Genomic DNA, 13,653 nt, shown 5'->3' on the forward strand with positions numbered 1-13,653 from the left:
GCCTCACCAATTAAATTGGTGAGGCTTATTTCTTTTTAACTGGCAACATTTATTGCTGCACACCACCTCCCATTCCACCTTGCTCTTCTTTTTTCAAATCATCATTTTTAATAGATTTCTTTTGAGTAAACTTAAGCTTACCGAAGTTATAGCTAAAGTTTAGACCGAAAGATCTTAGTGGATAATGAATATCAGTATTCTGAGTTGATGTTGCCGTATTGTTTACTGTTTTAATATTTAAATCACGGCTAAATGGATTCAAAACATTTAAACCAATAGTTGCTTTCTTATTAAAAATCTCCTTTTTCACAGCACCGCCATAAAAATACATAGCATCCGTTTTTCCCTGGAATGTTCTTCTTGGTGAATTAATCACGCCCCAAAGTTCGGTATTCCAACCTCCAGACAACGCGTAAGCAGATCTGGCAAAAGCAGTATAATTAAGGAAAGTCCCTGTATTTATGTTATTTTCAGCATTACTAACGTCATAAGTATTCATACCAAAATTGGCCATCAAAGTCCATTTTGGCTTTGGATTATACGAACCGAACACATTAAAACCATACGACTGACTGGTACCCACGTTTAAATACGAGGTTAAGTTTTTATTTACACCATCTTCAACGATTGGCTTGATAAAACTTTCAATAACATTTTTCGTGTTACGATAAAACACTGAAGCATTAATTACAGAACCTTTAATAAAGGTCGAATATCCCACTTCAATATTATCACTTAACTCAGGTGATAACTTTGGATTACCTTGCATTGGATTATAAACATCACTTTCATTTCTAAAAGGATTCAGATAAAACAAACTTGGCCTCTGTATTCTGCGGTTGTAACTTACTTTAACAGTGGTCATTCCCTTCAAAGTTTGCGACAAAACTAAACTAGGAAACAAGTTAAAGTAATCATTTTTAAAAGGTAAAATATTCCCCGCAAGCCCATCAATCTTAGTATACTCAGCTCTTAAACCTGCTTTAGCAGTAATTTTTTTAGTTAATTTAAATCCAAGCACTCCATAAGCAGAACCTACATTCTGATCGTAATCAAAATCTTGAGCATTCTGATCATAATCACTTAGTATATTTCTAAAAATACCTTTCAAACCGGTTTCAAGTGTTGTTGTTTTGCTAAAAGGATAAGTATAATCTGTTTGCAAAGTGTACTCATTATTTTTACCTGTGTTACCTCCAATTAAAGTAAAATCAGGCACACCTTCACTTATAAACCTATTTGAGAAATCACTGGTATTTCTTCCTCTCGAAAGCTGTGCAGACACACTCAACTCTTCCCCCTCTTTTTTACTTGTCTTTCTGTAATCAACATTCCAGTCCATGTTATTAAAACCCATGTCCATATCTCTGATATTCTGAGAAAAGACATTATTTGTTAGAATATCCGAACTACCGGGACCACCATTTGAAAACCTGTTAAACTTAACTGTAGAACTAATGTTATGATAGCTATTAAAATCATAATCAAGACCAGCACTTCCATTATAGCCAACTCTCGACCATTTAGAAAACCCATTTTGCGAAACCGTATTAGTTACCCCATCTACTACAGAACTATTAAACACCACAACTCTGGAGTTTTGTGGATAAGCATGATTTACACCTAAATTCCCTGTCAAGGACAAACGACCTGTTTTAGCATTTAGATTAAAAGCACCGTTATTTGAACGAGTACCTGCGGATGTATTTAAACTTCCACTGACGCCCTCAGCAGTTTTCTTTTTTGTTATAATATTGATAATTCCCCCAGAACCTTCGGCATCATACTTCGCAGACGGACTAGTAATTACTTCAACACTTTTTATTTGTTCTGCAGGAATCATCTTTAAAGCATCAGCCACGCTATTTGCCATTGTTCCTGACGGCTTTCCGTTAATTAAAACACGGACTGAACTTCCACGCAATTGCACATTTCCGTTAATATCAACGGAAAGCATAGGGACTTTACGCATTACATCTGTAGCGTCTCCACCTGCATTAGTGATATCAGCTTCAGCGTTATAAACCAGCTTGTCAACTTTATTTTCAATCAGAGCCTTTTCGCCAACAATAGAAACCTCCTTGAGGTTACTTTCTGTAGGACTTACATAAATAGTTCCTGCATTTAAATCTGGCTTTTCCGGACTAGTTTTAACAGTTATCGATTTAGTTTTATAGCCCATAAATCCAACCGAAAGCTTATACTGATCAGGAACAACGTTTTGCAAAACCACTTTCCCCTTTTCATCGGTTACTCCACCGTTTACTGATTTATTGTCTTCTATTTTTATTAAAGATACTGATGCGTAGTCAATAGGTTTTTTAGTAAGCGAGTCTAAAATTAATGCTGTAATGCGTCCAGTTACTTTGGGTTTTTGTGGCGCACCTCCCAAAGAAAACTGAGCATTTGCACTAAGCATCATTCCCAATCCCGCAAATAATAGTAAAATTCGTTTCATATAAATAATATTTCTTCAATTAGTCGGCGCAAGGTCGGTTTTGTTACACTTTCTATCAAGAGAAATTAGATTATCTACAAATGGGAAGCGGTGAAATACTCCTTTTTATCGGTCAAATTAATCTTCTTCTTCTAATTCAAAGATTTCTTCCACATTAACACCAAATACTCTGGACATTTTTAGCGCCAATACTGTTGACGGGACATACTTACCAGATTCAATTGTATTGATGGTCTGACGAGAGACCTGAATCTGTTCTGCAAGCTCAGCCTGAGTAATATTTTTAATAGCTCGTTGAACACGCAGGTTATTTTTCATCTTCAGACCTCTCTTTTCTTAATCTATATAAACTGTAATAAAATTTAACAATAAACACGATCAGTACAGTAAGCATATTGTATACCATAAACGCCCAGAAAGCATCGCCATATACAAACAAGTTTACCAAAAACAGAATGCCATACGATATTAACACCGCCCATTGCCAACTCCTCAGTCTGAGAAGGGAAATATACTCATCCTCATCTTTTTCCCTTGAAAAACTAATCGCAAGTAAGCCAATTAAAATTCCACTTGTCAATACGACCATAGTAAGGTTTGTATTTGCCCATTTAAACCTTTCAATATAATTCCATGTAAAACCCGGGATTTCAAAGTTCATGTCCTCATGACTTTTAGGGTAAATCAGCGTACCATAAATGTAAACCCCTGTAAATAGTAAAAAAACGATCCAACCAATTACCTTGTATTTGCTGGGAATCAATAAATAATTTTTCATGTCAAGTATTTTTTATTAAATGTAAAACAAAGCAACTTAAATGTCAAATATATTTTACATTTAATCTAGTTTACTTGAATGCCTCTGCTAACAATTCATATGAACGCAATCTTGCATTGTGATCAAAAATATGCGAAGTTGCCATAATCTCATCAACTTGTGTTTGATCTAGAAACTGTTGCAAATCCTCTTTTATCGTTTCTTTACTTCCTGTAAAAGTACAAGCCAACATTTGCCCGGCCTGCTCCTCCTCGTAGTCAGTCCAGATACCTTCCATACTTTCAACAGGAGATTGTAAAAGTCTACGCTGACCGGTTACAATTCCTCTAAACAATTGATACAATGAAGTAGCAAGTTTGTTGGCTTCGGCATCAGTATCGGCGGCAACGACATTAACGCAAGCTAAAACATAAGGTGAAGCCAAATGCTCAGAAGGTTTAAAATTTTGTCTGTATATATTTATTGCTGTGAGAAACTGTGCAGGTGCAAAATGACTTGCAAAAGCATATGGCAAACCTAAAGCCGCAGCTAATCGTGCACTATCAGTACTTGATCCTAATATCCAAATAGGGATATCAAGCCCCTCACCAGGAATTGCCCTCACACTACTTCGATGATTATCAGCAGATAAGTAAGCCTGTAATCTCAATACATCTCCCGGAAAATCCTGTGCAGCATGCATACGTTCACCTCTAATCGCGGCAGCTGTTGCTTGATCGGTACCCGGAGCTCTTCCCAATCCCAAATCTATTCTATCAGGATATAAAGAAGCCAGCGTACCAAACTGTTCTGCTATAACCAATGGCGAGTGATTTGGTAACATTATACCACCGGCACCAACTCTTATTGTTTTTGTTCCTCCGGCTATATGCCCTATCACTACAGAAGTCGCTGAACTGGCAACACTAATCATATTATGATGTTCCGCCAACCAGTAGCGGTTATACCCCCACTCTTCAACATGGCGGGCAAGATCTAAACTTTTCTTAAAGGTATCGGCTGGAGTCTTGCCTTGAATTACAGTAGCAAGATCTAATACAGAGTAAGGAATAGTATTCAGTAGTTTTTTCATATTGCTTAAAAGTAGGCTGCAAAACTACAGCCTATTTCTGCCAAACTCTGTTTCCTTATTACCTTATGACTTTAAATCCACCGAACTTACAAAAGCAGGCAACTATTTAAAACTCATCTACGTATTTATAAATATGCCTTTTAATAAAACCGAAATCACAAACATTATGAAAACATACCTAACAAATCGTGTTTGCATCTACATAGCAATAGCTGGTGTCTTTTTTTTACTTTTCTTTATCTGTAAATAGAATTAGGGAAAATAATCCGTTTACTTCAAAAGCGCAATACTAGCTTCAAGTTCTGCGATTTCATTTTGCCTTTGCTCAATTAGAGTTGTTTGACTGTTAACATCCTTATTCAGGTTTGATATCTCGAGTTTAATATCAAATGTCTGCTCTTCCTTTCCCAGGTCACTAACAAGATTTTGAACTTGTTTCAAGTTACGTTGCTGATCTGCTAAACTTGTCTTTGCCACCTCTAATGATTCAGCTAACTCCTTAATTTCCATGATTTTTCAATTAACTGACAATGTACGCATAATAAACCGTTAAAAAATTACAGTAAAATTCTATCTTGCAGGTTATGAGACTATTTAAATACCTACTACTTGTAGCTGCAACACAATTTACTGCAGCAGTACAACCATTATTTGCCCAGGAGATAACGGCAGTTATTCCAGGAGACTTTGCTGACCCTTCAATTATTCGAAAAGGAAACGAGTACTATGCCATCGGTACTTCATCCGAATGGGCTCCGCACTTTCCTATGTTTAAATCCACAAACTTAAAAAACTGGAAGCAAACAGGCTATGTATTCAAACAAGCTCCCGAATGGGCTAACGCTTCTTTCTGGGCGCCTGAATATTATTACCACAACAATACCTACTTTATTTATTACACTGCAAGACGGAAAAAAGACGGCATATCCTGCATAGGAGTGGCCACGTCCAAATATCCAGACAGAGACTTCAAAGACCATGGAATCATCATTGAGCATGGGAAAGAAGCCATTGATGCTTTCGTATTTAACGACAATGGGCAATTGTATATCACCTGGAAGGCTTATGGATTAGATGGCAGGCCAATAGAAATTCTTGGCAGTAAACTATCTAATGACGGGCTACATCTTCAAGGCGAAGCATTTACTATGATGAAAGACGATAAAGGCATTGGACTTGAAGGACAAAGCATTCTTAAAAAAGATGACTACTATTATATGTTTTACTCTGTGGGCAATTGCTGTGGTAGTAAATGCGATTATAATGTTAGAGTTGCCAGGTCTAAAACCTTTCAGGGGCCCTATGAGAACCATACCAAAAACCCTATTTTACAAGAAAATGAATGGTGGAAATGCTCTGGACATGGCACCTTTGTCAATAGTCCTGATGGCAAATTTTACTATATCTATCATGCTTACAATAAATCCAGTAGCGTTTTTACAGGCAGACAAGGGATGCTTGCAGAGCTTACCTGGTCAGGAAAAAATGAATGGCCTGAATTCAAAGAGCTATCCTCTGCTTCAAGCAATCCATCTAGCAATAATTTCAAAGCTAACTTTACAACAAAAAGTCCATCTGTAGACTGGCAGTGGGATTTCAGGAACTCCAATCCCAAATTCGCACAACAAAAAGGGAATCTTCATTTATCAGGCAATATTAAAAAAGATAACAATACCGGAATTGCGTTAACTATTCGCCCCTCTCTTTTAAATTATGAAATGACCACAACTATCGTAAACAACAACCATGCTTTAAAAGGGTTAGTAATTTATGGTGATGCAAATGCTGCCATTGGTATTGGGACAATAGGTAACAAAATCCAATTCTGGGCAGTGAAAGATAATAAAGAAACTGTCCTTGGTAGCACTGAGATTGCTAATCCTACCCTACCTGTTCAACTGAAGATGGTTGTAAAAGCTAATCTTACTTGCAGTGTTTATTGGAAGCAAAAATCTACGGATTGGAAAGAAATAGCTGCTGGTGAAAAAGCACATTCTATTGATTTTCTTCCACCTTGGGACAGAAGTCCTAGACCAGGCCTAAACTTCAAAGGTAGCCCTGCGGAGAATGCACAATTCTCATCATTTGAGCTTAACTATTTAGATAAGTAGCACTTTTGCACTCATTCATTGCTGAAATAGAACTATCGTTTATATAGTCCTATTTCAGCAATAGCAGGATTTAATCTTGATGAAACAATCCTTAACCTTACTTCCGAAGTAGTAACAGGTGCAAAGCGTATTAAGCGTTTATAACCAATCGTAGTACCTTCGGTAGCTACTTTCCATTCATTACCGGACTTATATTCCAGCACAAATTTTTCTACCCGCTGTCCTACCTGCAAATTTTCTTGTAACTTCAGTAAATCAAATTCCTGAGCCTTGGCAAGTTTAAATTCAAGGACAAGATTACTATCTCCAGCTTTTGTCTTCCAGGTAGTATTATCTTTCCCATCAAGCAATACACTTGTTTTCTTAATATTACTACCTTTAACAACAGCGCCTGCTAATAAATTTTCGGCAAAAGTAAGATCAAGCTGTTTTCTAAATCCCTGCAACGATTTAATATCACTATCACTAATCAAGCCTCTGGTATCCGGAGGAATGTTCAATAGCAATACGCCATTTCTTCCAACCGAACTGTAATAAATATCCATTAATTTCTCAGGAGTTTTAACATCCTTATCTTCCTCTGAGTGGTAAAACCAACCCGGACGAATAGAAACATCTATCTCGGCAGGATACCAAACCAAACTGCTTGCTTTTACAATTTTCGATCTACTTCCCAAATCATTTGCCACCATATCCCTTGGAGCAAACTCAGCTTTTTGTTGAGAGTTCTCCGCTATTTTTTCATTTTTAGCTTCTTCACCCGGCACAACACTCCATTCTGTTTCTCTTCCGTATCCACTTTCTGTCCCTACCCATCTAACATCAGGGCCCGACACAGCAATAGTAGCCTTAGGCTGTAATTTACGAATCAGCTCATACCATCTGTTATATTCGTAAACCTGTTTCTTGCCAGTAGGGCCTTCACCATTTGCGCCGTCAAACCAAACTTCATCAACCTGACCATATTGAGTTAAAAGTTCTGTAAGCTGATTAATAAAATAATCATTGTATGCCATGCTACCAAAATACTTGGAATTACGATCCCACGGAGAAAGATAAATCCCAAATCCGATACCAAATTCCTTACATGCATCGGCGGTCTCCTTTACAATATCACCATTACCCTCTTTCCAAGGACTGTTTTTCACAGAATGTTCAGTGTATTTACTTGGCCACAAACAAAAACCATCATGATGCTTAGCTGTTAAAATGATTTGTTTAAAACCAGCGTCCTTACAAACCTTTACCCATTGTTTCGCATCAAAATCCTTTGGATTAAATATCTTAGGATCTTCAGATCCATCTCCCCATTCCTTATTGGTAAATGTGTTTACCCCAAAGTGAAGAAAAGCAGTTAATTCCAACTGTTGCCATCTCAATTGTCTTGGAGCAGGCACTACATTGGCAGCTTTTCTTATTATATCCTGCTCTGTATCTCCAGGATTAATTTTAACATAGTTTTTATTCGTATAGATTTGAGCAGAACTACTACTTGATAAACCGATACAAATAATCAATTGAAGCCCTACTACCAGCCCCCAGTTCAACTTGTTAAAATAATACCTCTTCATAATATGATTAAATGAAATAATGATCAACCTCAAAGAAAGCTGGATTCCCCCTATCAATAGTTTATTCTTTTGTCAAAATGCTAAGTGATTTTGTCAAACAATCATTCAAACCTACTTACTCAACAAAGAGTTCATCACTTCTTCAAATTCCTTTTTGTACTGCACATAATATTCGCCGGTACTTGGCCCATAAAATGAAGTATTAATATGGTTAACCAAACCTTTTCTATCTAATATGATACTTGTTGGAAACACCTTAATTGCGGTTAGCTGAGGTAACGTTTTTTCTGTTTTAGCAGCATCTCCGGCTGTAACACCAGTAATTAACATTGGGTATTCAACCTTAAATTGCTGTTGAAACTTTTGTAGACTTTTTCTCGATCTTGCTTCATCAGTCGACAACTCATAAGCCAATGCAATAACCTCAACCCCTCTATTTTTATTTTTACGATAATAATCGCTCAGGAAAGCCATCTCATCCATACAGTTCGGGCACCACGACCCCATTAACTGTAATATCACAACTTTATCCTTAAATCTTTTATCATTTATTGACACAACATTACCTTCAAGATCTTTAAAACTAAAATCTAAACGACCGCTTTCGCCTTCTTTAAGAGCAGTAACCGGAGCTTCCAATTTAACATTAGAATCTTTAACGGCCGTCCATTTTTCAAAGGACTTAGCACCGCTATACAAGCTACCGATAATGCTGTCCCCTTTAATTTTAGCAGAGAAGTACATTGCATGTATTCCATCAAACGTTGAAATCAACAAAGAATCACCAATGATGGTTCCATCAAGATAACGATAGTCGCCACCAGTTGTAAGCACAGAACCACCTACCTTTTGGCCGTTTTGCGTAAACTCACCAATTGCAGGTCGTTTAGTCTGATCAGCTCTGGTAAATTCAATCTTCCATCTTCCTTTAATAGATGCATTACCTGCAACTCCTTTCGGGAAACGGCTGGCTCTTGATGATGCAGAAAAAGGCATAACTAAATCTTTAACAGATCCGCCTTTTATCCATACCCCATTTAAGCTGTCTTTATTGATAATTTTAACCCTAAACGAAGATTCAAAAACTGGCATTTTAATCAAAACCGAATCTTTAGAAATCAATGTCATTTCAGTTTTAAGTTGTTCAGTACCATTTACCACATAACAAATTGTAGTATTTCCTTGTCGCTGAATTCCAAGTTCAAACGGAATCTCCTGTCCATCTTCCCGATGCAATGAAGCTTTCCATTTTCCTTGTTGCAAATTGATCTGCGCATTGCAGAATAGAGAAAAGGCCATTAAAATGGCCAAAAAACCGTATCTTATCATATCTTTCGTTACTCTTAATCCATACAAAGGTAGTGGAATCAACCTTGCTCAGTATAAAAATATTTCATACGAAAGTAAAAAACGGACATATAACCTATAAAATCTATAAAAAAACTAGAGTATCAAACTCTCACGATGATTTTACCTTGAGTTTTTCCCGTTTCAAGGGATAAATGAGCTGCTCTCATCTCATCAAAACTAAACACCTGCGACACATGAGATCTTATAGCCCCACTTTCCAACAAGGCAGCAATTTTCTTCATATCCTCTCCATTGGATTGAACCATGATTGGATAACCAATAGCACCTACTGCTTCGGCTTTTGTGGCCACAGCATCATTCAGTCCAGATGGAATACTAATGATAGTCCCTCCCTTTTTCATCACCTTTAAAGAGTTGTCAATACTATCACCCCCAATGGCATCCAATACAAAGTCAATATTACTGGTGGTGCCTTCCAGAGTCTGACTGGTATAATCAATATGTTCATCAGCGCCTAAGCTTAAAACAAAGTCCTTTTTACCGACAGATGAAGTTCCAATAACGTAAGCACCTCCATGTTTTGCAATCTGCACAGCATAGTTCCCTACACCACCCGCAGCAGCATGAATTAAAACTCTGTCACCTTTTTTAATTTTCGCATGATCAACAAGTGCCTGCCATGCAGTTAAAGCCGCTAAAGTAGCTGCGGCAGCCTCTTCATGAGTAATTTTAACAGGTTTTAATGCAAGATGACTTGCGGGGGCAGATACGTACTCTGAATAAGCCTTACCGTGTCCAGGAAAATTTATCATTCCAAACACCTCATCACCCTCATTAAACAAGTCAGATTTTGATGCCACAACTACTCCTGATACATCCCAACCCAAAATTATAGGATGCTCATCTTTTAACTTTTCGGCACGCCCTTTTCCAGAACGCGTTTTAACGTCAACAGGATTTATACTAATTGCCTTTACCTGTATAAGAACCTCACCGTCATTTATTGATGGCATGGGTAACTCTTCGTAAACAAGATTATCGACACTGCCAAAATCCTTTAATACTATGCTCTTCATTTTAGGAACTGATTAATAATGCAAATTACAACAATATTCTCTGTTTCCGATGGAAGCACACGGCTAACTTAGAATATTAACTAATTTGAAGATGCAGTCTAATCTTAGCATGCAATTCTGTAGGACTAAATGGTTTTGCAACATAATCATCAATGCCCGCTTCCAAAATCTGCTTGCTAATTTCAGTCAGCAGCGATGCGGTTAAAGCAATAATTGGAAGTTGCTTAAACTTATCATCAGCAATTGAGCGTATAACCTTAGTAGCTTCAAAGCCATCCATTTTTGGCATTTCCAAATCCATTAATACAAGATCGTAATGATTTTCTATAACTTTCTCAACAGCTTCAGTCCCTGTCCATGCACAATCTATATGGAGCCCCCACTTTTGCATAAATTTACTGGCTACAATAACATTTATCTCATTATCCTCAACCAAAAGAACCTTGTAGCCGGCAAGGCTCGAGAAATTAAAAGGTGACTCGGGCAAATTCACGTTATCGCGCTTCTTTTTACTTTTCTTAAATTGTAGGTTAAAGGAGAAGCTTGATCCAACTCCAATTGAGCTCTTAACAGAAATTTCATTTCCCAACATCTCTATTAACCGTTTTGTTATTGCCAAACCTAAACCCGTTCCACCAAAAACTTTGGTGGTATTGGTACTTTCCTGAGTGAAACTCTCAAATATATAATCCTTATTATTTGCGTCTATACCAATCCCTGTATCAGTTACAACAAAATTAATATCAACTAAGTTTCCTAACAAACTATTTAATGAAAGGTCAAGAATAACGCTTCCATCATTTGTAAATTTAATTGCGTTGCTTACCAGGTTATTTAATATTTGCATTAGCCGTATCGGATCTCCAACTATCATTGCCGGCAAATCTGAATCCACCTTTATTTTAAATTTCAGCCCCTTTTCTTTTGCCTTTAAATAATGAGTCTCCTTAATGCTGTTCACCAACTCAATTAAATTAAAATCTATCTGCTCAAATAACATCTTCCCCGATTCGATTTTATTATAATCCAGCACATCATTTATCAGATCTAGTAGACTCTCACTTGAAACCTTTAAAATCTTCAAACTATCTACCTGTTCAGGTTTAGGGTTTTCCTGTAAAAGCAAATTAGTTATTCCAATCACCGCATTCATTGGGGTTCTTATTTCATGACTCATATTAGATAAAAACTGTTGCTTGGCCATAGCCGCGTTCTCTGCTATCTGTTTTGCCTTTAACAATTCCTTTTCTACTTGTTTAATTTCGGTAATATCTGTTACCGCTCCTACAACCCTAACCGTTTTGCCATTTTCAACTATTGGAATACCAATACTTCTAAAGCACTTCTGCGTACCTTTTGGCATAATTTCAATGTCATAAGACATTTGATTTTCGATTGCATTCTTCATCCCCTCTCTAATCAGCTCAGCACCATCATCTTCGTATAAAATTGCAGCATCATTTAGGGAAGTTGTTTCCTCATTAATCCCCAATAGCAGCTTCATATTTTTAGTCCGATAAACGAGATCCGACGCTACATCATATTCCCAACCGCCGGTCTTACTTATCTCTTCTCCTGTATTTAGCAAATCCACTGTTTGCCCCAATTTAATTTTAGCTTTTCGAAGTTCCTCCTCTACACCATTTTGTTGAGTGATATCTAAAAGGGTCCCAATAACTCCTCCTTCATCGAAAGGATCAGGACTAAGCATAACATCAAGGAATATTATTTTTCCTTGAATTTCCATATTTGTGATAAATTTAAGCGATTCACCAGCCAATGCGCGTCGCATTCGTGTACCTGCAGCAGGATACAACTCAAATATATTTTTACCTACTGATTCATTATCCTTAACACCAAATACCTTCAATCCTAGCCCTACCGATCTGGTAAATATTCCGTCTTTATTAATCCTAAAAATGACAACGGGCACGTTGTCTATTAACATCTGAAAAATATGAGTTCTCTCTTCTATTGATTCTTGCATTGTTAGCAGCTCGCAAATAACAGTTTTTTATATCCACCCTATTGCAATTTGCCCGCCAAAGTTTTATAAGCACAAAAGCCAGCTTTAAAAGCTGGCTTTTGTATCATTCATGTATGCTGTGCCTGCCCTTCGTGGATCACCCACTCACAGGACTTTTTGTCAAATCAGATTTAAATTATTTCATGTATCTAATTTAACGAATCTTCTTTATCCTTTTAACAAATGTTATAAACAAATTAACATCTTATCATCATAAAAAAAGCAGGGTATCCATCCGAACACCCTGCTTTTGAACCTAAATTAACCAATTACGAATAATTGTTTATCATTATGGATATACCTCAATATTGCTAAGCATATCTTTTACCATTCTCTTTAAATCATATGCAGGCTTCCATCCCCAGTCTTTAGTGGCAACACTGTCATCAATGCTTTGAGGCCAGCTATCAGCAATCTGCTGACGGAAATCAGGAGCATAAGCAATCTCAAAACCAGGAACTTCCTGCGCAATTGCTTCATAAATTTCTTTTGGAGTAAAGCTTAAAGCACTCAAATTGTAAGCTGTACGTACAGATAATGACTCCGCAGGAGCATCCATCAATTCCAAAGTTGCACGTATTGCATCATGCATATACATCATTGGCAATGCAGTATCTTCATTCAAAAAGCAAGTATACTTTTCGCCTTTTACAGCGCTATGAAAAATATCTACTGCATAATCAGTAGTACCACCACCGGGAGCACCGGTATAGCTAATCAAACCGGGATAACGTACACTACGCACATCAAGTCCATATTTTTCAAAATAATACTTACACCAATACTCACCCGCAGCTTTACTGATTCCATAAATTGTACTTGGCTCAGTAACACCTTGCTGCGGACAGTTTTCTTTCTTAGAATCAGGACCAAACACAGCAATACTACTTGGCCAGAACACTTTCCCTACTCTATACTTAACAGATAAATCAAGGATACTTAACAAGCTGTCCATATTTAACGCCCATGCCGCCTGAGGATTACGCTCTCCACTTGCCGAAAGCATAGCCGCTAAATGATAAATCTGAGTAAATTTATTTTCAGCAATAAGGCTTTCAAGCGCTTCCTTATCCATTACATTTAATTGTATATAAGGCTGTTTTTCGAAAGAAACATCATCTTTCGGTCTGATATCAGCAGCCAATACATTTTCCTTTCCGTATCTCTCTCGTAGTTCATCAGTTAACTCTCTTCCAATTTGTCCAAGTGCTCCAATGATTAGTATATTTTCTTTCTGTTTCATTTTCATT

The 13,653-nt window shown here is 37.1% G+C and carries 11 protein-coding genes; 1 reads left to right on the forward strand and 10 read right to left on the reverse strand.

The features are described from left to right. Nucleotides 1-49 precede the first annotated feature (49 nt). The 5 genes from J1905_RS04330 to J1905_RS04350 all read right to left on the reverse strand — a co-directional run bounded on the left by J1905_RS04330 (nucleotide 50) and on the right by J1905_RS04350 (nucleotide 4,818). Nucleotides 50-2,458 (reverse strand): TonB-dependent receptor, encoded by a 2,409-nt coding sequence (locus J1905_RS04330; protein ID WP_214226013.1) that lies wholly within the window; start codon nucleotides 2,456-2,458, stop codon nucleotides 50-52. Nucleotides 2,459-2,575: 117 nt separating this feature from the next. Beyond that, nucleotides 2,576-2,776, reverse strand: a complete 201-nt coding sequence (locus tag J1905_RS04335) for a helix-turn-helix transcriptional regulator (RefSeq protein ID WP_214226014.1) — start codon at nucleotides 2,774-2,776, stop codon at nucleotides 2,576-2,578. Next, entirely contained in the window at nucleotides 2,766-3,236 is a 471-nt protein-coding gene (locus J1905_RS04340) for a hypothetical protein (RefSeq protein ID WP_214226015.1), read from the reverse strand. Before J1905_RS04340 ends, J1905_RS04335 begins: the two co-directional genes overlap by 11 nt. Before the next feature lie 70 nt (nucleotides 3,237-3,306). Further along, nucleotides 3,307-4,308, reverse strand: a complete 1,002-nt coding sequence (locus J1905_RS04345) for an LLM class flavin-dependent oxidoreductase (RefSeq protein WP_214226016.1) — start codon at nucleotides 4,306-4,308, stop codon at nucleotides 3,307-3,309. Nucleotides 4,309-4,578: 270 nt separating this feature from the next. Continuing rightward, entirely contained in the window at nucleotides 4,579-4,818 is a 240-nt protein-coding gene (locus J1905_RS04350) for a hypothetical protein (protein ID WP_214226017.1), read from the reverse strand. Nucleotides 4,819-4,892: 74 nt separating this feature from the next. On the opposite strand from J1905_RS04350, the gene J1905_RS04355 reads away from it, so the two are divergent. Further along, a complete protein-coding gene (locus J1905_RS04355) occupies nucleotides 4,893-6,419 on the forward strand; it encodes a glycoside hydrolase family 43 protein (protein ID WP_214226018.1) in 1,527 nt (508 codons plus the stop codon). Between the two features lie 32 nt (nucleotides 6,420-6,451). On the opposite strand, the gene J1905_RS04360 is transcribed toward J1905_RS04355, so the two are convergent. The 5 genes from J1905_RS04360 to J1905_RS04380 all read right to left on the reverse strand — a co-directional run bounded on the left by J1905_RS04360 (nucleotide 6,452) and on the right by J1905_RS04380 (nucleotide 13,646). Next, nucleotides 6,452-7,990 carry an alpha-L-fucosidase gene (locus J1905_RS04360; RefSeq protein WP_214226019.1) on the reverse strand — a complete coding sequence of 513 codons (1,539 nt, stop codon included), beginning with the start codon at nucleotides 7,988-7,990 and terminating at the stop codon, nucleotides 6,452-6,454. 111 nt (nucleotides 7,991-8,101) lie between these two features. Next, entirely contained in the window at nucleotides 8,102-9,319 is a 1,218-nt protein-coding gene (locus J1905_RS04365) for a peroxiredoxin family protein (RefSeq protein ID WP_214226020.1), read from the reverse strand. Nucleotides 9,320-9,441: 122 nt separating this feature from the next. Continuing rightward, nucleotides 9,442-10,377 (reverse strand): NADP-dependent oxidoreductase, encoded by a 936-nt coding sequence (locus J1905_RS04370; protein ID WP_214226021.1) that lies wholly within the window; start codon nucleotides 10,375-10,377, stop codon nucleotides 9,442-9,444. A gap of 76 nt (nucleotides 10,378-10,453) precedes the next feature. Continuing rightward, on the reverse strand, nucleotides 10,454-12,364 hold the full coding sequence (locus tag J1905_RS04375) for a hybrid sensor histidine kinase/response regulator (RefSeq protein ID WP_214226022.1): 1,911 nt from the start codon (nucleotides 12,362-12,364) through the stop codon (nucleotides 10,454-10,456). 328 nt (nucleotides 12,365-12,692) lie between these two features. After that, nucleotides 12,693-13,646 (reverse strand): NAD-dependent epimerase/dehydratase family protein, encoded by a 954-nt coding sequence (locus J1905_RS04380; RefSeq protein ID WP_214226023.1) that lies wholly within the window; start codon nucleotides 13,644-13,646, stop codon nucleotides 12,693-12,695. Nucleotides 13,647-13,653: the final 7 nt, after the last annotated feature.

It is taken from the genome of Pedobacter sp. B4-66, from assembly GCF_018492665.1.
In the GTDB taxonomy this organism is placed as follows: Bacteria; Bacteroidota; Bacteroidia; order Sphingobacteriales; family Sphingobacteriaceae; genus Pedobacter.